Below are 24,701 nucleotides of genomic sequence, written 5' to 3' on the forward strand. Positions count from 1 at the left end.
AGCAATGAGCCTAATGAATATGCCTGCATCCTGCCCGAATGCTCCATGGACCTCAGGAAACCAGTTGGAAGGACACAAGGAACGAGGAGAATTACATGGAACATACATTTCGGATTTTAGAATTTAATCTTATTTTAGAAAAACTTGAAGAATTTGCACACACCGAAGCAGCGAAGGAGAGAATTAGAAAATTGACCCCGAGCCTGAAGGAAGGCGATGTGAAAAAGAGCCTTCGTGATACGTCAGAGGCCAGGATCATCATTGACCGGATGGGGCTTCCTCCCGCAGTCAGCTTAAATGGTTTGCAGGAGATCATGAACATAGTAAGGCAGGGGGGCTGCCTGTCTGCTGAAGAGCTGGAGCGGACAGGGGGAATGCTCACCGCAGTAAAGCGGTTTAAGGACTTTTTAAACCGGAGCAGATACTTGGAGATTGGCCTGCCCTATTATGAGCAGGACTTAAATCCGCTGGAGGATCTGGCAAGGGAGATTTATGAAAGCGTCAGAAACGGCAAAGTAGAGGACAGTGCCAGCAAGTATTTAAAAGGCATCCGTCAGGATGTGGCCAGACTGGAAGAAAAGCTGCGGGCTAAGGCAGAAGCCATTTTAAGGGGAAACAAAAAGTATTTTTCAGATTCTTATGTGACCTTAAGAAACGGCAGGCATTGCCTTCCGGTGAAAAAAAGATTACAGAACATGGGTCCCTGGCAGTGTCATTGACCAGTCCGCAACCGGCTCCACCCTTTTTATCGAACCGGCAGCCATTACAGAGCTTAACGGGGAACTGGAGCTTTTAAGGATCGAGGAGGAAAATGAGGCAAGAAGGATCCTGTATATGCTCACTGCCTCAGTGGAAGAAAATTTAGAGATTCTGGAAGGGAATAAACGCCTTCTTGAAAAACTGGATTTCCTGTTTGCAAAGGGAAGCTTAAGTGCCTCCATGGACGGCATTCGTCCAGATATCAATACGGACCGGATCATAAAGATCGTAAATGGCCGCCATCCGTTCATGAACCCGGAAACCGTGGTACCCCTGACCTTTGAACTGGGAAAGAAGGAACGGGGAATCGTTATTACAGGGCCTAATACAGGAGGAAAAACTGTATCCATTAAGACGGTGGGACTTTTCTCCCTTATGGCCCAATGCGGTCTTCACCTGCCCTGCGGGGAAGCCGAGCTTTGTATGAACAGCCAGGTGCTCTGCGATATTGGTGACGGTCAGAACATTACAGAGAACTTATCCACCTTTTCCGCCCATATTACCAATGTAATGAAGATTCTTAAGGCAGCCGGCCCGGAGAGCCTGGTTATTTTAGATGAGCTGGGATCAGGAACAGACCCGGCGGAAGGAATGGGGATCGCCATTGCCATACTGGAAGAGTTAAGAAGCAACGGATGCCTTTTCCTGGCAACCACCCATTATCCTGAGGTAAAGACATATGCCAAGGAGGCGGAGGGAATTACCAATGCACGTATGGCTTTTGATAAAGAAACCCTTAGGCCTCTTTACCGCATGGAAATCGGAGAAGCCGGAGAAAGCTGCGCTCTTTATATCGCCAAACGGCTGGGAATGCCGGAGGCCATGATAAGGAGGGCCAGAAGATACGCTTATGGAGAGCCGGAAGACTTCCGTAAGGAGGAGCCGGATGCATTAACAGAGAAGGCCGAAGGCATAAGCTTAAGCGGTCCCAGAATTGAAAAACTGAAAAAAACGGTGGTGAATAAAAATCTCACAGAAAAAAAAGTTTACCATCGGGGACAGTGTGTATGTTTATCCGGATAAGAAAAAGGGAATTGTATGCAGGCCAGTCAATGAAAAGGGAGTGCTGCAGGTCCAGATGCCGGATAAGAAAATCTGGGTCAACCAGAAAAGGGTAAAGCTTTTGGTCGCCGCAGAGGAGCTATACCCGGAGGATTATGATTTTTCCATAATTTTTGATACTGTGGAAAACAGAAAAGCAAGGCATAAGATGGAAAAGGGATATCAGGAGGGGCTGGAGATAAGAATGGAATGATTTTTCAGGAAGGGAGCCTTGGTGTACATGGCCCCCTTCTTTGAAATGATGTTATAATTTTATGTATCTTAGGAGATGTGGCCTTAAGGCCAGGTTTCCTCTCCGCGAATTTAACAGCTGGGAGGCGGAATAAAAAGTTCGTCGTTAAGCTCAGCCAGGATGAGCCGGAAAATCTGTACATGGCAAAGCTCATCTGCAATGATCCGGTTTAAGATCGCCTTGATCTTACAGTCATCGATCCACTCTGCCTGGTCCTGGTATTTCCGGATAGCTTCCAGTTCACTTGCCAGGCGTTGGAGACCAGGGGACCGATCCGGGTGGGATAGCGGTTACAGGCGGGAGTCCAATACTTTAAGCGCCCGTTTTTATAGCTCCAAAGCCTGGGATCTGCGCCCAGCATGATGGCCAATTCTCCAAAGGTATTTAAATGATGCATTTCAACAATGCTGATCTTATGGAAACATTCCGCTATATCAAAGAAGAAATTTCTGGTAATCATGCTGTTGTAAGTATAAAGACTGATTGCGGACATTTCGGAATTACAGTCGCCTATGTTTGAAAGCATGGCTGCGGCATACCGCTTATTTTGAGAAAGGATCTCTATGGGAGGCCAGGGATCGTTGCCTGAAAAAACAAGAGCAGATAAATCCATATAATACCCTCATTTCAATTTATTCTATTTAAATATATCCGCCAGATGGTATAGTATGACTTAAAAACACAAGAAGATGGAGGAACCAAGGACATGGACTGTAAAGAAAAATTTAAGAAAACAGTGGAAGATTTTTTACCGTTTAACCAGCAGGAAGAAAGGGATAAGGAGATGCTGCTCCAATATCTCTCGTCAGGGGAATCTATATTTTCCCGTGAAAGTTTAGGCGCCCATATGTCAGCATCGGCCTGGGTGGTAAATCAGTCCCATGATAAGGTTCTTATGGCCTACCATAACATCTATGATTCCTGGGCATGGACCGGAGGCCACGCTGACGGGGAAATGGACCTGCTCAAGGTAGCAATCCGGGAAGCCATGGAAGAGACCGGGATTACGAAGGTAAGGCCGGTTACAGAGGATATTTTTTTCTCTGGAGGTGCTTACGGTGGACGGACATGAGAAGAGGGGAGCTTATGTTTCCTCCCACCTTCACTTAAATGTGACCTATCTTCTGGAAGCAGATGACAGGGAGGCCCTTCATAAGAAAGCGGATGAAAACAGTGGGGTAGGCTGGTTTGGTTTGGAAGAATGCTTAACGTCAGTCAATGAGCTGGATGAGGGAACGGATTTACCGGAAACTGCTTAATAAGATGAGAAATATAAGATATTAACAAAAAAATGATAACTATTTTCCATTTTACTGTTTTATTTTTCCAGATAATGATTTATAATAGAGGAATCTAACAGATAAAGTTTTGCCAAATAAGACAGCGAGGTGGTAGATATGAAGATTATTTATGCAATCGTCAGCTCAGATGATGGAAACAGGGTGACTGATGTGCTGAATGAACACCAGTTCAGCGTGACAAAACTTGCCACAACAGGTGGTTTCTTAAAGAAGGGCAACTCTACATTAATGATCGGTACGGATGACGGACAGGTAGAAGAAGTCATCACTCTGATTAAAGATACCTGCGGAAAACGCCAAAAGATTACCTGCAACGTTCCGGCGCCGAATATCGCGTCTGTATCAGCCGGATATATGATGATGCCGATGACAGTGGAACTTGGCGGAGCTACTATATTTGTAACCGACGTAGAACGATTCGAGAAGATTTGAGAAATCAGCAAAGGGATTGCAGAGCAATCCCTTTTCGCAACTGTTGGAATTGACAGGCCGGAGGAAAAGTAAAAAAATGACAGGAGGTGTGTTTTTGAAACTGGATGAGATAACTAAAAATATGCTGGTGGCAGAGGCATATGAAGCCCAGAAGATGGCTTATGTGCCTTATTCGGATTTTTGCGTGGGAGCGGCCCTGCTTGCAAAGAACGGAAAGGTCTACCGTGCTGCAACATTGAAAATGCAGCCTTTACACCCACTAACTGTGCGGAGCGCACCGCGTTTTTCAAAGCGGTCTCAGAAGGAGTCACGGAATTTGATGCCATTGCTATTGTGGGGAATAAAAAGGGAGAAAAGGGAGATATATGTGCTCCTTGCGGAGTCTGCCGGCAGGTAATGGCGGAATTCTGTGATCCTGAGGAATTTAAGATCATTCTGGGAGCGGGAGAGGAAACTTCCGTGTATACCTTAAAGGAGCTGCTTCCTTTGGGATTCACAAAAAAAGAATTTAAATTCCTGATGAGGCAAAAGGGAGGTTTTGGTGTGTCATGAGAATGTACGATGTAATTGCAAAAAAGAGGAACGGAGAAACTCTGACAGAGGAAGAGATCCGCTTCATGATAAACGGCTACGTAAAGGGGGATATTCCTGATTACCAGATGTCTGCCATGCTGATGGCCATTTACTTTAAAGGTATGAGTGATGAGGAAACAGCCATTCTTACCGATGCGGTGGCCCATTCCGGCGATATGGTGGATTTATCTCCGATTCAGGGAGTAAAAGTAGATAAGCACTCCACCGGAGGGGTGGGAGATAAGACGACTCTGGTGGTTGCGCCCATTGTAGCTGCCTGTGGAGTCAAGGTTGCAAAGATGTCGGGCCGGGGCTTAGGCCATACAGGAGGAACCGTTGACAAAATGGAATCCATACCCGGTATGCGGACTATGCTGACAGAGGAAGAATTCTTTCAGGTGGTCAATACCACCGGCCTTTCCGTTATCGGCCAGTCAGGAAATCTGGCTCCTGCGGATAAAAAACTTTATGCCCTTCGTGATGTGACTGCAACCGTGGACAGCATTCCCTTAATTGCCGCTTCGATTATGAGCAAAAAGCTGGCAGCAGGAAATGACTGCATTCTTCTGGATGTTAAAACCGGCAGCGGAGCATTTATGAAGACCCTGGAAGATTCCATCACCCTGGCAGAAAAGATGGTGGCCATCGGGGAGCATGCAGGAAAGAGGACCATGGCTCTTATAACCAACATGGATATTCCGCTGGGAAGCCTGATCGGCAACAGCCTGGAAGTCATTGAGGCAGCGGAAACCCTCCGCGGAAGAGGACCTGAAGACTTAAAGTCGGTTTGCTTAAGCCTGGCTGCCGGTATGCTCTATCTGGCAGGAAAAGGCAGCATGGAGGAATGCCGGGCGCTGGCAGAAAGAGCCATTGCCGATGGAAGCGCATTGGAACGGCTTATGGCCATGGTAGAAGCCAGGGAGGGGATCCTTCGGTGATCAGGGACACCTCGCTTTTTGCCAAAGCAGCCTTTGAAAGAGAAGTGAAGCCTTAAAGAGCGGCTATATCACCCATATGAACACAGAGCAATGCGGGATCGCCTCCTCACTTTTGGGCGCCGGAAGAGTCACAAAGGAGAGCGTGATCGATTATACGGCGGGAATTGCCCTTAAGAAAAAAGCAGGCCAGAAGGTGGAAGAGGGAGAGACCATTGCCGTGCTGTATACTTCAAAGGAAGAGCTGTTTGCGGCTGCTGAGGAAGAATTTTTAAAAGCAGTCACCATCAGCGGACAACAGCCGGCGGCAGAGCCCCTGATTTATGCAAGCGTTACCAGAGAAGGCGTAAAGCGCCTGACAGAATAGAAAGGTAGGAAACAATAATGACAGATTTAGAAATGTTAAGTTACGTAGATCATACCCAATTAAAGGCGTTTGCCACATGGGAAGACATTGAGGAGCTTTGTAAGGAAGCCGTGGAATATAAAACTGCTTCCGTGTGCATCCCTCCCTGCTATATCAGCCGTACATGAAAATTTCCCGGGACTTAATATCTGTACCGTGGTCGGATTCCCTCTTGGCTACAGCGTAGCTGAATCAAAGGTCCTTGAGACAAAGAAAGCCATTGAAGACGGAGCCTCTGAGGTGGATATGGTAGTGAATATCAGCGATGTGAAAAATGGAGATTACGGCAAAGTAGAAAAGGAAATCGCAGAACTGAAAAAAAGCGGCCGGCGAAAACATCTTAAAGGTCATCATTGAGGCCTGCTATCTGACCGAAGAAGAGAAGATTGCCATGTGCAAGGCAGTTACGGCAGCCGGAGCTGATTATATCAAGACCTCCACCGGATTTGGAACCGGCGGAGCGACCCTGGAGGATATCCAGCTATTTAAAAAGCACATCGGTCCCAATGTAAAGATAAAAGCGGCCGGCGGGGTGAGAACCCTGGAGGATTTAAGGGCTTACATTGAAGCTGGCTGCAGCCGTGTGGGGGCCAGTGCAGCTGTCAGTCTGGCGGCGGAAAAGGAGAATGCTGCTTCCGGAAAATAATAGCCAATTCATCTGATTATCGAAAGTGCTCGTTCCTTTCGATAATATATAATTTAAGCGCTCCAAAAGAGACTCTTTATAAGTGTCTGCCTTTTGGGGCGTTTTTACATGTTTTTTTATACAATTTCCACAAATGACAGTAAAGTCATTTCTGGCTATTTTTCACGAAAATGTTTAAATATACAAAAAAAACTGACAAACAAGCTATTGAAGTGTTAAACTTAAGATATAGAAGTAAATTTATGTATCAACGTGTTGGCATTCAGGCAGGAGGTATTGTTATGTTTCAGGTAAATGATCTAGTAGTATTCGGAACCCATGGAATATGCAGGGTAGAGGCGATAGGAAGACTCGACATGTCCTCGGCAGATGAAGACCGCCTTTACTATACGCTAAAGCCTCTTAATGAGGCACAGCATTGTGTTGTTTACACGCCTGTAGACAATCTAAAAGCGCCCGTGAGAGCTGCATCTACCAGGGAAGAAGCCATAGAACTGATTAACCAGATTCCTGATACTCCGACCATGTGGGTGTTTGATGAAAGACAGCGTGAAGGGATCTATAAGGAAATCATGGTGAAAAATGAGTGCACGGGCTGGCTCCAGATCATCAAGACCCTTTATTTAAAGAAACAAAATGCGGCGGCAGATGAAAAGAAATGTTCGGCAAAGGATGAATCTTATTTCAAGATGGCGGAAGATCTGCTTTACTATGAACTTGCGGCAGCTTTAGAAATGGAGCCGGCCGTGGTGAAAGACATGGTGGTTACGCGGGTGAAGGCTGAGTGATCAGAACTGGGATCCGAAAGATTTAATCCGGTCCGGAAGCCATAAATCATTTAGGATTATTGCAAAAAATGCGCCTTGGAATGTGATATCACAAACCAAAGCGCATTTTTATTAATTAATGATAAATTTTCTTCTCTTCATAAATGGGCTCGCAAGTCAGGTTTACGCCCAATTTCTTAAATATCTTAACATCCACATCGGATAACAGTACAGAAGTATGAGCATCGCATCCCTTTAATTTCGGAAGCTGTTCCAGCGCGATCTGGGCGTTGGGATCAGTCGCAGCGCTGGCGGACAGTGCAATTAAAACCTCATCCGTATGAAGCCTGGGATTTTTGCTGCCCAGATAGTTGATTTTTAATTTCTGAATCGGCTCAATGGCAGAGGGAGAGATCAGATGAATGTCATGAGGAATATTTCCTAAAACCTTGACTGTATTTAACAAAAGGGCAGCAGAAGCACCTAATAAGTTGGTAGTCTTTCCTGTGACAATGGTTCCGTCCTCTAATTCAAGTGCAGCAGCCGGAGAGCCTTTTATTTCGGCCAGGTTCTTGGCGGCATTCACTACCTTTCTCATGTCGGTGGTTATTTTCGCCTGCTTCATGAGAAGCTCAATTTTATAGACTTCATCTTTGGAACCCATATCTCTTGCCAGCCGGGAAAGGGCCTGGTAATAACGTCTTATGATTTCCTGCATGGAAGCCTCCCGGCATACCTCATCATCCACAATACAGAAGCCAACCATATTAACGCCCATATCGGTGGGGGATTTGTAAGGACATTCTCCGTAAATTCCCTCAAAGATAGCGCTTAATACAGGAAAGATCTCTACATCACGGTTGTAATTAACAGTGGTCTTTCCATAGGCCTCTAAGTGAAAAGGATCGATCATATTCACATCGTTTAAATCTGCGGTAGCGGCCTCGTAGGCTAAATTTACCGGATGCTTTAATGGGATGTTCCAGATGGGGAATGTCTCAAATTTCGCATATCCGGCCTTAATTCCCCGTTTGTTCTCGTGGTAAAGCTGGGATAAGCAGGTTGCCATCTTTCCGCTGCCAGGTCCCGGAGCCGTAATGATAACAAGGGGCTTTGCGGTTTCTATATAATCATTTCTGCCGTATCCTTCGTCACTGACAATGAGAGAAACATTGCTTGGATAACCGTCAATGATATAGTGGCGGTATACTCTGATCCCCATTTTTTCCAGCTTGCTTTTAAATAAATCAGCCGCCTTCTGCCCGGAATACTGTGTGATAACAACGCTTCCCACATAAAGCCCCTTATCCGTAAAGGACTGGATCAGCCGTAAAACATCCACATCATAAGTGATGCCCAGATCATGCGGATCTTGTTCTTCTCAATATCTGCAGCATTGATGGCGATTACGATCTCTGCCTGGTCTGAAAGCTGCATCAGCATGCGGAGCTTACTGTCAGGTTCAAATCCGGGAAGCACTCTGGAAGCGTGGTAATCGTCAAACAGCTTGCCGCCGAATTCCAGATAGAGCTTGTCGCCAAACTGGCTGATTCGTTCCCTGATGTGCTCTGACTGCATGGTTAAATATTTATTGTTATCAAATCCAAATTTCATTTGTCCCTCCATGATGTGTGCTTATGGTTCAGCAATGGTACCAACGAACCATAACGCATGCACGAACTTTTTGACCATAGTACTTATAAATTGTATCATATTAATTATGAAATTGCCACGGATTTTTTCCTGCCCCCTTCTTTTTCCTGAAACCCTTTACAACTGGCTTTAAACGTGTTAAAACGTTGTAGTAAGAAGGAGGATAGAAATGCTTAAAATAGGAAGAAATGATGCATGCTGGTGCGGAAGCGGAAAGAAATATAAAAACTGTCACCTGCCTTTTGACCAAAAGATTGAAAATTATGCGGTCATGGGAGTTGAGGTCCCGGAGCACTATATGATAAAAACACCGGCACAGATTGAAGGAATCCGCCGTGCAGGAGTGATTAACAACAAGGTTCTTGATCAGGTGGATGAGAATATTAAGCCGGGCATGAGTACGGAAGATATCAATACCCTGGTACATGAGACTACCGTCAGGCTGGGAGGAATCCCCGCCACTCTTAATTTTGAAGGATATCCAAAAAGTGTGTGCACGTCGGTCAATGAGGTAGTATGCCACGGAATCCCGGATCCTAACCGGATCTTGCAGGAAGGGGATATTATCAATGTGGATGTGACCACCATTGTAGACGGCTTCTATGCCGATGCCTCCAGAATGTATTGCATCGGAAAGGTATCGGACGAGGCATTGAAGCTTGTCCAGGTAACCAGGGAGAGTGTGGATCTGGCAGTAAAAGAAGCCAGAGCCTGGGGCCATCTGGGAGATATCGGAGCAGCTATTTCGGAGTATATCTATGCCAATGGCTATACGGTAGTAAGGGAAATCGGCGGACACGGTGTGGGGCTGGATATCCATGAGGAGCCATGGGTCAGTCATATCGGCACCAGAGGAACCGATATGCTTCTTGTACCTGGGATGATATTTACCATTGAGCCTATGGTTAATGCAGGAAAAGCAGATGTAGTACAGGATGACGATGACGGCTGGACCATTTACACAAAGGATGGAAGCCTGTCAGCCCAGTGGGAATATACGATTCTGATTACAGAGGAAGGGCCGGAGATACTGTCAAGATAAATGGAGAAAAAAAACGATGTTTTTGGGTGGATGAATCCTCGCCGGTTTATACGAAATACCATGACGAAGAGTGGGGAATTCCAGTTTACGATGATAAAAAGCTTTATGAAATGTTCCTTTTAGAAACCTTTCAGGCAGGACTTTCCTGGATCACCATACTGAGAAAGAGAGAGTCCTTCCGGGAAGCCTTTGATGGCTTTGATGTGGAAAAAGTGGCGTGTTACGGAGAAGAAAAAAATAAAAGACTTAATGGAGAATAGGGGCATCATCAGAAACAGGAGAAAAATAGAAGCTGCTGTGAACAATTCCCGTGTCTTCCTAAAGATCCAGGGGGAGTTCGGCTCTTTTTCAAAGTATTTGTGGGGATTCACAAACAATGAGGTCATCATCAATCAGGATGACTGCTTCCCTGTAAAAACGGAGCTGTCCGATCTGGTTTCAAAAGATTTAAAGAAGCGGGGAATGGCTTTTGTAGGTTCTGTTACCATCTATTCCTATCTCCAGGCAATAGGCGTGGTCAATGATCATGAGCTGTCCTGCTTCTGCCGGGAAGGCAGTTAAAAGGGCTGGAAACAGAGGTAGATAATGCAAAGAAAAAGCGGGGGCATTATTTGGGGAAAGAATACATAGCTTATGGAATGAGAGGCTAACCTGATTAAATACGGCTGCATCCGGAAAATGTAATTTTATTATTGGAAAATTTTACAAATTATGGTAAAATGTTAAATATTTATTACATTAAACACCTGAAACCATAAAGAAAGTGAACAGGAGTATTATGAAAAGATGGCTTTTGGCAGTAATTGCATTGTCGTTGGTGGCCTCCGGATGCAGCAGGTACAAAGGAATTTCCGAACCTTCAGAAACAGACAGCAAAACAGATGAATCTCAGCAGAGCACAGAAGAATCCGGGCAGCTTCCCATGGAAGTTTCCGTTTTACCGGGAAAGAAGCCGGTTAAGGTAAAGGGAATTTATATTTCCAGCTATATGGCCGGCTCTGAGGGGCTGCAGGCGATTTTGGACAAGATCCAGGGTACGGAGATCAATACGGTTGTCATTGACGTGAAGAATGACGACGGACGGATCACCTTTGCTATGGAGGATGCACCTACGGTGAATGAAATCGGTGCCACAGAAAAGTACATCAAGGATATTGACAGTCTCATGGCTCAGTTAAAGTCCAGGGGGCTTTATACCATTGCCCGGGTGGTGGCATTCAGGGATCCTTATCTGGCTGAGAAAAAGCCGGAGTGGGCGCTTAAGAATAAGGATGGAAGCATGCACCGGGATAACAAGGGACTGGCCTGGGTAAATCCTTACCGGACAGAAGTATGGGACTATCTGGTGGAGGTGGGAACCCAGCTTCCAAGGCCGGATTTGATGAGGTTCAATTTGATTACATTCGTTTTTCCACGGACAGCTCCATGAAACAGGTGGTATTTGACGAAAAGGATACTATGGGCCGTTCCAAAACGGATATTATTACGGAATTTATCCAGTATGCATATGAAAAGCTGTCTTCCCAGAAAATTTTTGTTTCGGCAGATGTGTTTGGTACCATCATCGGAAGCAAGGTGGATGCGGAGGCAGTGGGACAGATCTATAGTGATATGGCATGCCATTTGGATTATATCTGTCCCATGATCTATCCATCCCATTACGGAGACGGAAACTTTGGCATCGATCATCCGGATATGGAGCCTTACCGTACCATCCGTGCGGCGCTTAAGCTTTCCAGGCAGGATTTAGAATCTGCCGGACAGGCTGGGAAGCATCAGGCCATTGTCCGTCCCTGGCTCCAGGATTTTACGGCTTCCTATCTGAAGCACCATATTCCCTATGGAGCAGGGGAAGTCAGGGCACAGATTCAGGCGTTTATGATTCGGGTTATGATGAGTGGATCCTCTGGAGCGCATCCAACCGGTATACCTGGGAAGGCCTCTTAAGTCTTGAGGCAGCGCAAGAGGAAGCAAAAAAGCTTGCCAGCGTGAGGCAAAGGCTGGAGACCGCTTCCCCGTCTGCCGCCGAAACAAAGGATTTATCATCTGAGGCACAGACGGAAGGCAAAGAAGAAAAGACAGAAAAGAGCCTTGAGGGAAGCACAGCGGCAGCAGAAGGGTCACAGGAGACGAAGAAGGAAAATAAAAAGAAAACCAGAATAAAGCCTGATGTCGTCATCGTGACCACAGGCGGCCAGGGAGATTAGGAAGTGAGGAAAACCATGGACAGAACACCCAGACCAGGAGATTTCTACCGGCATTTTAAAGACAAGATGTACCAGGTGATAACCGTTGCGGTTCATTCCGAAACAGGAGAAGAGATGGTTGTGTATCAGGCTCTGTATGGAACCTTCGGAACGTATGTCCGCCCGCTTTCCATGTTCATCAGTGAGGTGGATCATGAAAAGTATCCGGAGGTAAACCAGGAATACAGGTTTGAAAGGGTGGATATGGATTCTGAACAGCCTGTGGTAAAAGTCTGTCCCCAGAAGCCGGAAGAAGAGAATGAAGAAAGCTCTGTGTGCAGCCGTCAAAGTCAGGAGAGCCTGCCCTCGGCTGGCTGCTCACACAATAATAAGAATCTTCTTGCATTTCTTGACGCAGGGACGTATCATGAGAAGCTGGAGGTTCTTGAGAATCGGAAGGACCGGTTTTCAGCAGAAGAGCTTCTGGCCATCTGCGAGATTATGGAGATCGGAAGGCCGGATTCTGAACCTGAAGAGAAATACTATGCGGTGAAAAGGTATTTGGAGCTGCAGAATAAATACGAGGGATCAAGATTGAGGTGATTTGTTTCAGTGGACCACAGGTCATTTAATATAGAAGAAGAATTAAAAAAACTGCCGTCCCAGCCTGGCGTGTATCTCATGCACGACAAGCGGGACGAAATCATCTATGTGGGAAAAGCCATCAGCTTAAAAAAACAGGGTCAGGCAGTACTTTCAAAGCAGCAGAAATAAGACGTCAAAAATTGAACAAATGGTATCGAGGATCGCCTGGTTTGAATACATTATAACAGACTCTGAGCTGGAAGCCCTTGTGCTGGAATGCAATCTCATTAAGGAACACCGTCCCCGTTACAATACCATGCTAAAGGATGATAAGACCTATCCCTATATCAAGGTAACCGTGTACGAGGATTATCCAAGGATCTTATTTTCCAGGGATATGAAAAAGGATAAAAGCAAGTATTTTGGACCGTATACAAGCGCAGGAGCGGTAAAGAATACCATTGAGCTGATCCACAAGCTTTATCAGATCAGAACCTGCAACCGGAACCTGCCAAGGGATATTGGGAAGGAACGCCCCTGCTTAAATTACCATATCAAGCAGTGTTCGGCACCGTGCCAGGATTATATCAGCAGGGAAGAATACTGGAAATCCATTAACAGGGCACTGGAATTTTTAGGCGGAAAATACGGCCCTGTGATTCATATGCTGGAAGAGAAGATGCAGGCGGCTTCGGAAGAAATGGATTATGAAAAGGCCATTGAGTACCGGGATCTGTTAAACAGCGTAAAGCAGATCGCCCAGAAGCAGAAGATCACGGACAGCGGCATGGAAGACCGGGATATCATTGCCATGGCAAAGGATGAGAAGGATGCGGTTGTCCAGGTATTCTTTGTCCGGGAAGGCAGGCTCATTGGCCGGGAGCATTTCCACGTAAGCATAGCAACGGCAGAGGATAATAAGCAGATCCTGACCAGCTTTGTCAAACAGTTCTATGCAGGAACGCCTTTTGTTCCGAAAGAGCTGTGGGTCCAGACCGGTCTTGAGGATGAAGGCGTCATAGAGGAATGGCTTTCTGCGAAACGAGGCCAGAAGGTCAAGATCGTGGTTCCCCGGAAAGGCCAGAAGGAGCGCCTGGTGGAGCTGGCGGAGAAAAATGCCGCGCTGGTACTTTCTCAGGATAAGGAAAAGATAAAGCGGGAAGAGCTTCGCACCATCGGCGCCATGAATGAGGTGGGCGGCTGGCTGGGACTTTCCGGCATTAAACGGATTGAGGCATTTGATATTTCCAACATAAGCGGCTTTGAGTCTGTGGGCTCCATGATCGTCTATGAGGACGGGAAGCCCAAGAGAAATGATTACAGGAAATTTAAGATCAAATGGGTCAAGGGGGCCAATGATTACGCTTCCATGAACGAGGTGCTCACAAGAAGGTTTTCCCATGGCCTTAAGGAAGCGGAAAGCTTAAGGGAAAAAGGCGTGGATGAGGAGCTTGGGAGCTTTACCCGTTTCCCTGACCTAATCATGATGGATGGAGGACGGGGGCAGGTAAACATTGCCCTGGAGGTTTTAAAGGAACTGGATATTTCCATTCCTGTCTGTGGTATGGTAAAGGATGACAATCACAGAACCAGAGGGCTTTACTATCATAACTTGGAGATTCCCATTGACAGGCATTCCGAAGGATTCAAGCTGATCACCAGGATCCAGGATGAAGCCCACCGGTTTGCTATCGAATACCATAGAAGCTTAAGAAGCAAAGGACAGGTGAAATCCATTCTTGACGACATTCCAGCATCGGCCTAACAGGAGAAAGGCGCTGATGCGCCAGTTTAAAGGGCTGGAAGCATAAAGGAAGCGACCGTGGAGGAACTGTCCGAAGTACCGGGCATGAATGCCCGGGCTGCGAAGAGCGTTTACGAGTTCTTCCATATATAGCTTTTCAAAATACGAAATCTGTGTTAGTATGAAAAAAACAGATGGAAAAGAGGAGCGTTCGCCATGCATGGAGTAGCTATTACAGATTTGATAAAGAAGATGAATTTCCGGAACATGACTCCGGAGATTGACGCGGAAAAAATTGTGATCAGCCATCCGGATGTCAATCGCCCGGCTTTACAGTTGGCCGGATTTTACGATCATTTTGACAACGAGCGGGTGCAGATCATCGGTTATGTGGAGCAGGAATACATTCATCAGATGAATCATGAGAGAAAGCTTGAGATGTACGACAAGCTTTTGTCCAGCCAGATTCCGTGCCTCGTATATAGCCGGAGCCAGAGTCCGGATGAGGATATGCTGGCGTTTTGTAATCATTACGGCGTACCATGCCTTGTATCAGATAAGACCACTTCCGATCTCATGGCGGAGATCATCCGCTGGCTTAAGGTGAAGCTGGCGCCCTGCATCAGCATTCACGGAGTTTTGGTTGATGTGTTCGGCGAAGGCGTGCTGATTATGGGAGAGAGCGGCATCGGGAAAAGCGAGGCTGCACTGGAGCTGATCAAACGAGGCCACCGTCTTGTAACCGATGATGTGGTGGAGATCCGCAAGGTAAGCGATGAAACGCTGATTGGAAGCGCCCCGGAAATTACTAGGCATTTTATTGAATTAAGGGGCATCGGCATCATTGATGTCAAGACTTTGTTCGGCGTTGAAAGCGTAAAGGATACCCAGGCCATTGATATGGTGATTAAACTGGAGGACTGGGATAGAGATAAGGAATACGACAGAATGGGAATCGAAGACCAGTATACGGAATTTCTGGGAAACCGGGTGGTATGCCATTCCATTCCGGTGCGTCCGGGACGTAATCTGGCAATTATCGTTGAATCTGCTGCTGTCAATTACAGACAAAAGAAGATGGGGTACAACGCGGCTCAGGAATTATATAACCGCGTTCAGGCAAACCTTTCAAGAAAACAGGATGATTGAGGTGTCTGATGACTGGATTTTATGAAAAACTTCTTGGTGCAGCCGATAAAGATCATATAAAAGTTGGGGAAGAGATGCGAAAGCATACCTCGTTCCGGGTGGGCGGCCCTGCTGCCTGCTTTGTGACTCCGCAGGATGAGAAGGAGCTTGCTGCTGTTTTGGCTCTTTGCCGCCGGGAAGAGGTACCTTTTTTTATACTGGGGAATGGAAGCAATCTTCTGGTTGGAGACGAAGGATTTGACGGGGTGGTCGTTTCCATGGATTGCTTTAAAAGCTGCCAGGCGGATAAGGAGACAGGGATCGTAAAGGCCGGAGCCGGAGCGTCCCTGGCACGGATCGCCCAGGAAGCATACAGGGCTTCATTGACCGGTTTTGAGTTTGCGGCCGGGATACCGGGCACTCTTGGGGGGGCTGTGGTGATGAACGCCGGAGCCTATGGTTCGGAGATGAAGGAGGTTCTTAAGTCTGTTAAAGTTTTAATGCCTCAGGGTGAAGTAAAGGAGCTGCCTGCTGACCAGCTTTCCTTAGGATACCGGACCAGCTGCATTATACCAAAGCAATATGTTGTACTGGAAGCCAGGATCCGGTTGAGGGATGGAGATGAGGTCTCTATTAAGAACCGGATGGATGAACTGGCCCGCAGGAGAAAGGAAAAGCAGCCTTTGGAATATCCAAGCGCGGGAAGCACCTTTAAGAGGCCGGAGGGGCATTTTGCCGGCAAGCTCATAGAGGAGGCAGGCTTAAGAGGTTTTTCCCTGGGCGGCGCCCAGGTATCGGAGAAGCACTGCGGATTTGTTATTAACAAAGACAGCGCTACTGCGGCTGATATCAGAAACCTGTGTGAAGAGGTGAAAAAAAGGGTATTAAAACAATCCGGAGTAGTCCTTGAGATGGAGGTAAAGACACTAGGGAAGTTTTAACGGTGCAAAGGAGAATAACGTGAGGCTTGTAATTGTAACAGGCATGTCAGGCGCAGGGAAGACCCAGGCGCTTAAGATGCTGGAGGATATGGGATTCTATTGTGTGGATAATCTTCCCATTCCCCTGATTGAAACGTTTGCGGAGCTGACCTTAAGCAATCATGGAGGGATCAGGAATGCAGCTTTGGGGATCGATATCCGCAGCGGGGAGGATTTATCGGTTTTAAATCGGATTTTTGATGAGTGGTCAAGACAAAGGGTGCCCTTTGAAATACTCTTCCTTGATGCAGGTGACGAAACACTGATTAAGCGTTATAAGGAAACCAGGAGAGCCCATCCCCTGGCGGCAGGCGGAAGGATCGACAGCGGGATTGAAAAAGAACGGGTAAAGCTCGGGTTTTTAAAGGAAGAAGCGGACTATATCATCGATACCAGCCGGCTCCTTACAAAGGAACTGAGGCAGGAGCTGGAAAAAAATATTTATAAACCGGGAATCCTACCGGAATTTGTATATTACTGTTCTTTCTTTTGGGTTCAAGTATGGGATTCCGTCGGATGCAGACCTGGTTTTTGATGTAAGATTCCTGCCTAATCCCTACTATTCAGAGGACCTGCGGCCTAAAACCGGAGAGGAAAAAGCAGTGCGGGACTATGTGATGCAGCATGGGACCGCTGCCCTGTTTTTAGACAAGCTTAACGATATGCTGGAATTTTTAATTCCCAATTATGTTCTGGAGGGGAAAAACCAGCTGGTCATTGCCATTGGATGTACAGGCGGCAAGCACCGGTCGGTTACCATTGCCAGGTCTGTTTATGACAGGTTTAAATCCAGGGAAGAATTCGGGATAAAGATCGAGCACCGGGACATCGACAAGGATAATATACGGAAAAGGATGGTCTAGACATGTCATTTTCTTCCAAATTAAAAGAAGAGCTATCCAGGCAGATCAGTCCGGCAAGGCATTGCCAGATCGCAGAGATGGCAGCGATCATAAGCCTTTGCGGAAAAATAATCATATCGGAAAACGACCGCTATACGATTAAAATTAATACGGAAAATGTGGCAGTTGCAAGAAAGTACTTTACATTATTGAAAAAAACATTTAATATAAGTACTGATGTGTCGATTAGAAGAAATGCTTATTTAAATAAAAACCGTACCTATACGGTAACGATCCGGGAACATGAGGAAGCGATCCGTGTTTTACACGCCACAAAGCTTCTTGATGAAAACGGAGAAATAGGGGAAAACTTAAATCTTGTACAGAATGTGGTCATCCAGCAGTCCTGCTGCAGGAGGGCATTCATCCGGGGTGCATTTCTCTCTTCCGGGTCCTTAAGCGACCCTGAGAAATTCTACCATTTTGAAATCGTTTGTGCGACAGAAGATAAAGCCAGGCAGCTAAAGTCCATTATCGCGACCTTTGATCTTGAAGCAAAGATCGTGAAGAGAAAACGTTATTTTGTGGTTTATATAAAAGAAGGAAGCCAGATCGTAGATATCCTGAATGTTATGGAAGCCCCGGTGGCCTTAATGGAGCTTGAGAATATCAGGATCTTAAAGGATATGCGCAACAGTGTGAACCGGCAGGTGAACTGTGAGACTGCCAATATTAATAAAACGGTATCAGCTGCGGTAAAGCAGATAGAAGATATAAAATATATCAGAGATACAATCGGACTTGATAATCTACCGGACAATCTAAGTGAAATTGCCAGGGAACGATTGGAGAGGCCGGAAGCAACATTAAAAGAGCTTGGAGAAGCTCTTGACCCTCCTGTAGGCAAATCAGGAGTGAACCACCGACTTAGAAAGCTTGGCGACCTGGCAGGGCGGCTGCGGGGGACAGGCATTAGCAGCGGAATGGATTAATCCGTTCATAGGATTGAGGAGGATAATTATGGTAAGAAAAACAGTCACCGTTGAACTTGCATCAGGCTTAGAGGCAAGACCAGTTGCTATGCTGGTTCAGGTTGCCAGCCAGTATGAAAGCAACATTTATGTTGAAATCGAATCCAAGAGAGTAAATGCCAAGAGCATTATGGGCATGATGACTCTGGGACTTGCAGCGGGAGAACAGATTACGATCACTGCGGATGGAACCGATGAAGAGCAGGCAATTGCCGAAATCGAAAAATATTTAAGCAACCATGAGTAATATTTAAAGAATATTGTTTTTTTCAGGCGGAGGCTCTCACACAAGAGGCTCCGCCTCTTATGTGTGCTGCTGAAATCTTATGCAAAAGGTTTTCTGGGGGAGGGTTTTGTGGTATACTATTCACGAAAGCAATGAGCAGTGCGAAACAGGACAGGTCCCCACTATGAACTTACATACAAAGGAATAAAGAAAGGAGGAACAGATGGCATTTACACATTTACACGTCCATACAGAATACAGTCTGTTGGACGGCTCCTGTAAAATAAAAGAACTTGTGTCCAGAGCAAAGGAGCTTGGAATGGACAGCATGGCCATCACAGACCACGGTGTGATGTATGGCGTCATTGATTTTTACAGGGCGGCCAGAGAGGCAGGAATAAAGCCCATCATCGGATGCGAGGTATATGTGACCTCCGGATCAAGGTTTGACAGAGAAACCGCAGGCGGAGAGGACCGTTACTATCATCTGGTCTTATTAGCTGAGAATAACCAGGGATACCAGAACCTGATGAAGATCGTCTCAAAAGGTTTTGTGGATGGATTTTATTATAAACCAAGAGTAGATTATGAGATTTTAAAGGAATACAGCGAAGGAATCATTGCATTAAGCGCCTGTCTGGCAGGAGAGGTACAAAGGCATGTAAGCCGCGGCCTGTATGAGAAAGGCATGGAAGCTGCCCTTCGCTATCAGGATATATTCGGAAAGGGAAATTTCTTTCTGGAGCTTCAGGATCATGGAATACCGGCTCAGAGCACAGTAAACCAGAGCCTTTTAAGAATGAGCCATGAAACAGGAATCGAATTAGTAGCCACCAATGATATCCACTATACCTATGCAGAAGATGCCACGCCTCATGACATCCTGCTGTGCATCCAGACCGGAAAAAAGGTGGCGGATGAGAACCGCATGCGCTACGAAGGAGGCCAGTATTACTGCAAGACGGAAGAGGAGATGCGGAAGCTTTTCTCCTACGCAGAAGAAGCCATTGACAACACTCACAGGATTGCAGAGCGCTGCAACGTGGAGATCGAATTTGGTGTGACCAAGCTGCCCAAGTATGATGTGCCGGAAGGGTATGATTCCTGGTCCTATTTAAACAAGCTTTGCCTGGATGGCTTTGATCGCCATTATCCCCAGGATGACGGAACATTAAAGGAAAGGCTTGACTATGAGCTGGATGTCATTCATACCATGGGATACGTGGACTATTTCCTGATTGTATGGGATTTCATTCATTATGCCAGGTCCCAGGATATTATCGTTGGGCCGGGACGGGGATCTGCGGCAGGCAGCATCGTATCCTACTGTCTGGGAATCACCAACATCGATCCCATCCGCTACAACCTTTTGTTTGAGCGGTTCTTAAACCCGGAACGAATTTCCATGCCTGATATTGACGTGGATTTCTGCTTTGAACGGCGTCAGGAGGTCATTGACTATGTGGTCCGGAAGTATGGAAAGGATCAGGTGGTCCAGATCGTGACCTTTGGTACCCTGGCAGCCAAAGGTGTGGTAAGGGATGTGGGAAGGGTCCTTGATATGCCCTATGCCCGGTGTGACACCATAGCAAAGATGATTCCCGGAGACCTTGGCATGACCCTTGAGAAGGCATTAAGGCAAAGCCCTGACTTAAGAAACGCATACCAGGAAGATCCTGAGGTCAAATACCTCATTGATATGTCCATGCGTCTGGAAGGATTGCCGAGACACACATCCATGCATGCTGCCGGAGTCGTGATCAGCCGGACTTCCGTAGATGAATACGTTCCCCTTTCCAAGGCAGCCGACGGAACCATTACCACCCAGTTTACCATGACCACTCTGGAAGAACTGGGACTTTTGAAAATGGATTTCCTGGGGCTGCGTACCCTGACGGTCATCCAAAATGCAGTAAAGGCCATAGAAAAAAAACAGGCAGTTAACCATTGATATGGACCAAATCAATTATAATGACAAAGCAGTCTTAAATTCCATAGGAACCGGAAAGGATGACGGGGTGTTCCAGCTGGAAAGCTCCGGCATGAAGAGCTTTATGAAGGAGCTGAAGCCGGAAAGCCTGGAAGATATTATTGCCGGTATTTCCCTTTACCGTCCCGGCCCCATGGACTTTATTCCCAAGTATTTAAAGGGGAAGAACGACCGCAGTTCCATTACCTATGAATGTCCCCAGCTGGAACCCATTTTAGACCCTACCTATGGCTGTATCGTATACCAGGAACAGGTAATGCAGATCGTCAGGGACCTGGCCGGATATACCATGGGCCGCAGCGATCTGGTCCGCAGGGCCATGTCCAAAAAGAAGACCTCTGTCATGGAAAAGGAACGGCAGAACTTTGTCTATGGAAATCCAGAGGAGGATGTAGCAGGATGCATCTCCAATGGGATCGATGAAAAAAACGGCAAACCATATCTATGACGAAATGATCGATTTTGCCAAATACGCTTTTAACAAATCCCATGCAGCAGCGTATGCGGTGGTATCCTATCAGACCGCTTTTTTAAAATATTATTATCCACAGGAATTCATGGCGGCCCTTCTTACCTCTGTCATGGATAACGTATCAAAGGTATCGGAATACATCTTAAGCTGCAGGCAGATGGGGATCTCCATCCTTCCGCCGGATATTAATGAGGGAGAAAGCGGGTTTTCCGTTTCCGGAGGATCCATCCGTTACGGCCTGTCGGCCATTAAGAGCGTGGGCAAGTCCGTGGTAGAGCTTATTGTTGCAGAACGGGAGCAAAACGGGGCATTTCATGATTTGGAAGATTTTATTGACCGGATGAGCAATAAGGAGGTCAATAAAAGAACTCTTGAAAATTTCATAAAATCCGGAGCTTTGGACACTCTTCCCGGTACAAGAAAGCAGAAGCTTTTAATTGCGCCGGAGCTTTTAGAACAGAGAGCCAAGGAACGGAAAAATACCATGGAAGGCCAGATGACCCTGTTTGATATTGCAGGGGAGGAAGAAAAAAAGCCATTTTCAGGTCACTTTCCCAGATGTAGGAGAATTTATAAAGGAAGACCTTCTGGCATTTGAAAAGGAAACTCTTGGCATCTATTTAAGCGGTCATCCCATGGAAGCTTATGAAACCACCTGGAGAAATAACATTACTGCAACAACCATAGATTTTATTGTTGACGAGGAAACAGGAAAAGCCGGTGTTCCCGATGGTTCCTATGTGACCATTGGAGGTATGATTACGGGAAAGACCGTAAAAACTACTAGAAACAACAAGATGATGGCATTCATCATCCTGGAGGATCTGGCAGGATCCGTGGAAGTCATTGTATTTCCAAAGGACTATGAGAGCAAGAGGGAGCTTTTTGTGGAAGATTCCAAGGTCTTTATACAAGGAAGAGTATCGGTTGGAGAGGATCCGGTAGGAAAGCTGATCTGTGAGCGTGTAACGACCTTTGCAGCCCTGCCAAAGGAGCTGTGGCTGAAATTCCCTGATAAGGAATCCTATATGGCGGTTGAACGGGAAATCTTAAATGATTTAAAAGAATCAGAGGGTGATGATTCAGTCATCATTTATCTGGAAAAAGAACGGGCCAGAAAGGTTCTGCCGGCAAACCGGAACGTAAATGCGGCAGACGGACTCTTAGATGCCCTGGTCAAAAAACTTGGTGAAAAAAATGTCAAACTAATAGAAAAAAAACTTGAAAAGATTGGTAAAATGAATTAGAATACAACATGTATGCAATGAGAAACTTACTAAAACAGATATCCGTGAATCAGGAGGAAGCTACTATGGCAAAACAAGTGAAAACCATCGGTGTATTAACCAGCGGCGGTGATGCACCAGGTATGAATGCTGCGATCCGTGCTATTGTCAGGACTGCAATCCATAAAGGATTGGAAGTAAAGGGGATCATGAGGGGATACGCAGGCCTTCTGCAGGAAGAAATCGTTGATATGACCAGTACCAGCGTATCAGATATTATTCACCGCGGAGGAACCATTTTATATACAGCCAGATGCCAGGAGTTCACAACTGCCGAAGGGCAGAAAAAGGCGCCGAGATCTGTAAAAAGCATAATATTGACGGCATTGTGGTCATCGGAGGAGATGGTTCATTCCGGGGAGCCGGTAAGCTTTCCGCACTTGGAATCAATACCATTGGACTTCCCGGAACCATTGATCTGGATATTGCCTGTACCGATTACACCATTGGCTTTGATACCGCTGTTAATACAGCCATGGAGGCCATTGATAAGGTTCGTGATACATCCACTTCCCATGAACGCTGCAGCATCATTGAGGTAATGGGACGTAATGCAGGCTATATTGCCCTTTGGTGCGGTTTTGCAAACGGCGCCGAGGATATCCTTTTGCCGGAGCGCTATGACGGCGATGAGCAGGCCCTCATTAACCGTATCATTGAGAATAGAAAGCGGGGCAAAAAGCACCACATCATCATCAATGCAGAGGGCATCGGACATTCCTCTTCTATGGCTAAGAGAATCGAAGCTGCCACAGGCATTGAGACCAGGGCAACCATCCTGGGCCACATGCAGCGAGGCGGCGCGCTACCTGCAAGGACCGTGTCTATGCTTCCATTATGGGCGCAAGGGCAGTAGAGCTTCTCTGTGAGGGAAAGAGCAACCGTGTCGTAGGTTATAAGCATGGAGAATTCCAGGATTTAGATATTCAGGAAGCTCTCAGCATGACAAAGGACATCCCTGAAGACCAGTATCAGATCAGCAAGATGCTTGTAAGATAATCAGGTCAGATATCTAAGCATTGGCCTCATAACGGCAGTGATCAATCATAAATTAAAATTGGCGGGAGCAAACGGGATTTTTAATAAATTCCCGGCTGCTTCCCGCCGTTTTTATAGGATACTTCTTTAAGGGGATTTGACAACCGGATCTTTTCCGGTTATGCTTGTATGAAAATGACCACAGCAAAACAAGCGCCTCAGGGCTCAAAAAGGGACAGGAAACAAGGAGAGATAGAGCATGGATGCAATTGAAAAGTATATCAATGAACTGATGGAAAAGAGCACACCGGACCGCCCGGTATGGAACATTGAGAAGCTGCTTCAGGGAGAGAAGGCTGGATGGAATTACATAGACGGCTGTATGATCAAATCCATTTTGGAAATGTATGCCATTACCGGAGATATAAAATATCTGGATTTTGCCGATACATTTATCGATTACAGAGTGAAAGAAGACGGGTCCATTGACGGCTATGATGTGGAAGAACGAAACATTGATAATGTCAATGCGGGAAAAACCCTGTTCGAGCTTTACGATCTGACTGGAAAGGAAAAATACAGAAAAGCCATTGATGTGGTCTACAGCCAGATCGGAATGATGCCGCGGACAAAAGAAGGGAACTTCTGGCATAAGAATATCTATCCAAACCAGGTTTGGCTTGACGGTCTGTACATGTGCCAGCCATTTTATATGGAATACGAAACCCGGTTCAATCATAAGAAAAACTGCGGGGATATTTACAGCCAGTTCACCAATGTGGTGAAGCTTATGAGGGATACGGAAACCGGCCTTTACTACCATGCATATGATTCCTCCAGAGAGATGTTCTGGTGTGATAAGGTGACAGGGCTGTCCCAGAATTTCTGGCTGAGAGCATTAGGTTGGTATGCCATGGCCCTTTTAGATACCATGGACAAGTCTGATCCGTCGGACAGGGAAAGCATAAAGGAGATGGGGAAAGCGTTTTGTGACCTGATAGACTCCATGCTGAAATACCAGGATGAAAGCGGTATGTGGTATCAGGTGGTAAACCTGGGCGGCATGGAACGGAATTATCTGGAGACCAGCGGAAGCGCCATTTTCTCCTATGCCATTTTAAAGGGAGTCCGTTTAGGCTATCTTCCCGAATCCTATTCCAAGTATGGCAAAAAGGCTTTCCAGGGAATCTGTGATACCTATCTTCACCTGGAAGAGGGAAATATGAGTCTGGGAGGGATCTGCCTGGTGGCCGGACTTGGAGGCAAAGATAAGAGAAATGGAACTTACGACTATTACATGTCCGAGAAAGTTGTAAAGGATGATGCCAAGGGGGTAGGGCCTTTCCTCTTAGCTTATACGGAAATGAGAAGAACTGGCTGGACATATAATCAATAACGAAACAGGAAAATATATGGGGATTGGGGCCAGGATCACTGGGCACCAA

Annotated in this window: 16 protein-coding genes and 10 pseudogenes; 24 read left to right on the plus strand and 2 right to left on the minus strand. The window is 46.3% G+C overall.

Annotation, left to right across the window (positions count from 1 at the left end):
• The first annotated feature begins 95 nt into the window (after nucleotides 1–95).
• The 3 genes from JCM10519_RS25920 to JCM10519_RS25930 all read left to right on the plus strand — a co-directional run bounded on the left by JCM10519_RS25920 (nucleotide 96) and on the right by JCM10519_RS25930 (nucleotide 2,014).
• Nucleotides 96–719 carry a hypothetical protein gene (locus tag JCM10519_RS25920; RefSeq protein WP_347843005.1) on the plus strand — a complete coding sequence of 208 codons (624 nt, stop codon included), beginning with the start codon at nucleotides 96–98 and terminating at the stop codon, nucleotides 717–719.
• Between the two features lie 115 nt (nucleotides 720–834).
• Nucleotides 835–1,782 carry a hypothetical protein gene (locus tag JCM10519_RS25925; RefSeq protein ID WP_347843006.1) on the plus strand — a complete coding sequence of 316 codons (948 nt, stop codon included), beginning with the start codon at nucleotides 835–837 and terminating at the stop codon, nucleotides 1,780–1,782.
• Nucleotides 1,763–2,014, plus strand: coding sequence for a hypothetical protein (locus JCM10519_RS25930; protein WP_347843007.1), 252 nt, complete (start codon nucleotides 1,763–1,765; stop codon nucleotides 2,012–2,014). The genes JCM10519_RS25925 and JCM10519_RS25930 overlap by 20 nt, the downstream gene beginning before the upstream one ends.
• Before the next feature lie 208 nt (nucleotides 2,015–2,222).
• Here JCM10519_RS25930 and JCM10519_RS03355 read toward each other — a convergent pair whose 3' ends face one another.
• Nucleotides 2,223–2,666 (minus strand): hypothetical protein, encoded by a 444-nt coding sequence (locus JCM10519_RS03355; protein WP_347843008.1) that lies wholly within the window; start codon nucleotides 2,664–2,666, stop codon nucleotides 2,223–2,225.
• Between the two features lie 93 nt (nucleotides 2,667–2,759).
• Between JCM10519_RS03355 and JCM10519_RS25935 the strand changes: the two genes are divergently transcribed.
• The 7 genes and pseudogenes from JCM10519_RS25935 to JCM10519_RS03385 all read left to right on the plus strand — a co-directional run bounded on the left by JCM10519_RS25935 (nucleotide 2,760) and on the right by JCM10519_RS03385 (nucleotide 7,134).
• Nucleotides 2,760–3,125, plus strand: coding sequence for an NUDIX domain-containing protein (locus JCM10519_RS25935; RefSeq protein ID WP_347843009.1), 366 nt, complete (start codon nucleotides 2,760–2,762; stop codon nucleotides 3,123–3,125).
• Complete coding sequence (locus JCM10519_RS25940; protein ID WP_347843010.1) at nucleotides 3,112–3,312, plus strand: hypothetical protein; 201 nt, start codon at nucleotides 3,112–3,114, stop codon at nucleotides 3,310–3,312. Before JCM10519_RS25935 ends, JCM10519_RS25940 begins: the two co-directional genes overlap by 14 nt.
• Nucleotides 3,313–3,450: 138 nt before the next feature.
• Nucleotides 3,451–3,786, plus strand: a complete 336-nt coding sequence (locus JCM10519_RS03365; RefSeq protein ID WP_013271785.1) for a cyclic-di-AMP receptor — start codon at nucleotides 3,451–3,453, stop codon at nucleotides 3,784–3,786.
• Nucleotides 3,787–3,895: 109 nt separating this feature from the next.
• Nucleotides 3,896–4,338, plus strand: a pseudogene (locus JCM10519_RS03370) (cytidine deaminase).
• Nucleotides 4,335–5,661, plus strand: a pseudogene (locus JCM10519_RS03375) (pyrimidine-nucleoside phosphorylase). Before JCM10519_RS03370 ends, JCM10519_RS03375 begins: the two co-directional pseudogenes overlap by 4 nt.
• Nucleotides 5,662–5,678: 17 nt before the next feature.
• Nucleotides 5,679–6,346 (plus strand): annotated as a pseudogene (deoC, locus tag JCM10519_RS03380) (deoxyribose-phosphate aldolase).
• 281 nt (nucleotides 6,347–6,627) lie between these two features.
• Nucleotides 6,628–7,134: a CarD family transcriptional regulator gene (locus JCM10519_RS03385; RefSeq protein WP_054737954.1), complete on the plus strand. Its 507-nt coding sequence runs from the start codon at nucleotides 6,628–6,630 to the stop codon at nucleotides 7,132–7,134.
• Nucleotides 7,135–7,249: 115 nt separating this feature from the next.
• On the opposite strand, the pseudogene JCM10519_RS03390 reads toward JCM10519_RS03385, so the two are convergent.
• Nucleotides 7,250–8,727, minus strand: a pseudogene (locus JCM10519_RS03390) (DUF1846 domain-containing protein).
• Nucleotides 8,728–8,935: 208 nt separating this feature from the next.
• Here JCM10519_RS03390 and map point away from each other — a divergent pair.
• From map to JCM10519_RS03455, 14 genes and pseudogenes are all read left to right on the plus strand, one after another.
• The gene (map, locus tag JCM10519_RS03395) at nucleotides 8,936–9,808 is read left to right on the plus strand and encodes a type I methionyl aminopeptidase (RefSeq protein ID WP_054737955.1); all 873 of its coding nucleotides are present in this window, start codon (nucleotides 8,936–8,938) and stop codon (nucleotides 9,806–9,808) included.
• Nucleotides 9,805–10,369: pseudogene (locus tag JCM10519_RS03400) on the plus strand (DNA-3-methyladenine glycosylase I). Before map ends, JCM10519_RS03400 begins: the two are co-directional and overlap by 4 nt.
• A gap of 427 nt (nucleotides 10,370–10,796) precedes the next feature.
• Nucleotides 10,797–11,755 (plus strand): annotated as a pseudogene (locus JCM10519_RS03405) (putative glycoside hydrolase).
• A gap of 41 nt (nucleotides 11,756–11,796) precedes the next feature.
• On the plus strand, nucleotides 11,797–12,015 hold the full coding sequence (locus JCM10519_RS25945; RefSeq protein WP_347843011.1) for a hypothetical protein: 219 nt from the start codon (nucleotides 11,797–11,799) through the stop codon (nucleotides 12,013–12,015).
• A 3-nt stretch (nucleotides 12,016–12,018) separates the two neighbouring features.
• Nucleotides 12,019–12,597, plus strand: a complete 579-nt coding sequence (locus JCM10519_RS03410) for a DUF1653 domain-containing protein (protein ID WP_347843012.1) — start codon at nucleotides 12,019–12,021, stop codon at nucleotides 12,595–12,597.
• A gap of 78 nt (nucleotides 12,598–12,675) precedes the next feature.
• Nucleotides 12,676–14,476, plus strand: a pseudogene (gene uvrC / locus JCM10519_RS03415) (excinuclease ABC subunit UvrC).
• 63 nt (nucleotides 14,477–14,539) lie between these two features.
• A complete protein-coding gene (gene hprK / locus JCM10519_RS03420) occupies nucleotides 14,540–15,472 on the plus strand; it encodes an HPr(Ser) kinase/phosphatase (RefSeq protein WP_054737956.1) in 933 nt (310 codons plus the stop codon).
• Between the two features lie 8 nt (nucleotides 15,473–15,480).
• Nucleotides 15,481–16,392 (plus strand): UDP-N-acetylmuramate dehydrogenase, encoded by a 912-nt coding sequence (gene murB / locus JCM10519_RS03425; protein ID WP_054737957.1) that lies wholly within the window; start codon nucleotides 15,481–15,483, stop codon nucleotides 16,390–16,392.
• 19 nt (nucleotides 16,393–16,411) lie between these two features.
• A pseudogene (rapZ, locus tag JCM10519_RS03430) lies at nucleotides 16,412–17,294 on the plus strand (RNase adapter RapZ).
• Between the two features lie 2 nt (nucleotides 17,295–17,296).
• Nucleotides 17,297–18,265, plus strand: coding sequence for a DNA-binding protein WhiA (gene whiA, locus JCM10519_RS03435; protein ID WP_054737958.1), 969 nt, complete (start codon nucleotides 17,297–17,299; stop codon nucleotides 18,263–18,265).
• A gap of 28 nt (nucleotides 18,266–18,293) precedes the next feature.
• Nucleotides 18,294–18,551 carry an HPr family phosphocarrier protein gene (locus JCM10519_RS03440; RefSeq protein ID WP_024291282.1) on the plus strand — a complete coding sequence of 86 codons (258 nt, stop codon included), beginning with the start codon at nucleotides 18,294–18,296 and terminating at the stop codon, nucleotides 18,549–18,551.
• A 202-nt stretch (nucleotides 18,552–18,753) separates the two neighbouring features.
• Nucleotides 18,754–22,239, plus strand: a pseudogene (locus JCM10519_RS03445) (DNA polymerase III subunit alpha).
• Nucleotides 22,240–22,304: 65 nt separating this feature from the next.
• Nucleotides 22,305–23,277: pseudogene (gene pfkA / locus JCM10519_RS03450) on the plus strand (6-phosphofructokinase).
• Between the two features lie 238 nt (nucleotides 23,278–23,515).
• Nucleotides 23,516–24,652: a glycoside hydrolase family 88 protein gene (locus tag JCM10519_RS03455; protein ID WP_054737959.1), complete on the plus strand. Its 1,137-nt coding sequence runs from the start codon at nucleotides 23,516–23,518 to the stop codon at nucleotides 24,650–24,652.
• Nucleotides 24,653–24,701: the final 49 nt, after the last annotated feature.

The organism is Clostridium sp. NkU-1 (assembly GCA_001312405.1).

Coding starts and splice junctions, on each gene's coding strand:
- JCM10519_RS25920 (WP_347843005.1), top strand. CDS start 96: ATGGAACATACATTTCGGATTTTAGAATTTAATCTTATTTTAGAAAAA.
- JCM10519_RS25925 (WP_347843006.1), top strand. CDS start 835: ATGCTCACTGCCTCAGTGGAAGAAAATTTAGAGATTCTGGAAGGGAAT.
- JCM10519_RS03355 (WP_347843008.1), bottom strand. CDS start 2,666: ATGGATTTATCTGCTCTTGTTTTTTCAGGCAACGATCCCTGGCCTCCC.
- JCM10519_RS25935 (WP_347843009.1), top strand. CDS start 2,760: ATGGACTGTAAAGAAAAATTTAAGAAAACAGTGGAAGATTTTTTACCG.
- JCM10519_RS03365 (WP_013271785.1), top strand. CDS start 3,451: ATGAAGATTATTTATGCAATCGTCAGCTCAGATGATGGAAACAGGGTG.
- JCM10519_RS03385 (WP_054737954.1), top strand. CDS start 6,628: ATGTTTCAGGTAAATGATCTAGTAGTATTCGGAACCCATGGAATATGC.
- map (WP_054737955.1), top strand. CDS start 8,936: ATGCTTAAAATAGGAAGAAATGATGCATGCTGGTGCGGAAGCGGAAAG.
- hprK (WP_054737956.1), top strand. CDS start 14,540: ATGCATGGAGTAGCTATTACAGATTTGATAAAGAAGATGAATTTCCGG.
- murB (WP_054737957.1), top strand. CDS start 15,481: ATGACTGGATTTTATGAAAAACTTCTTGGTGCAGCCGATAAAGATCAT.
- whiA (WP_054737958.1), top strand. CDS start 17,297: ATGTCATTTTCTTCCAAATTAAAAGAAGAGCTATCCAGGCAGATCAGT.
- JCM10519_RS03440 (WP_024291282.1), top strand. CDS start 18,294: ATGGTAAGAAAAACAGTCACCGTTGAACTTGCATCAGGCTTAGAGGCA.
- JCM10519_RS03455 (WP_054737959.1), top strand. CDS start 23,516: ATGGATGCAATTGAAAAGTATATCAATGAACTGATGGAAAAGAGCACA.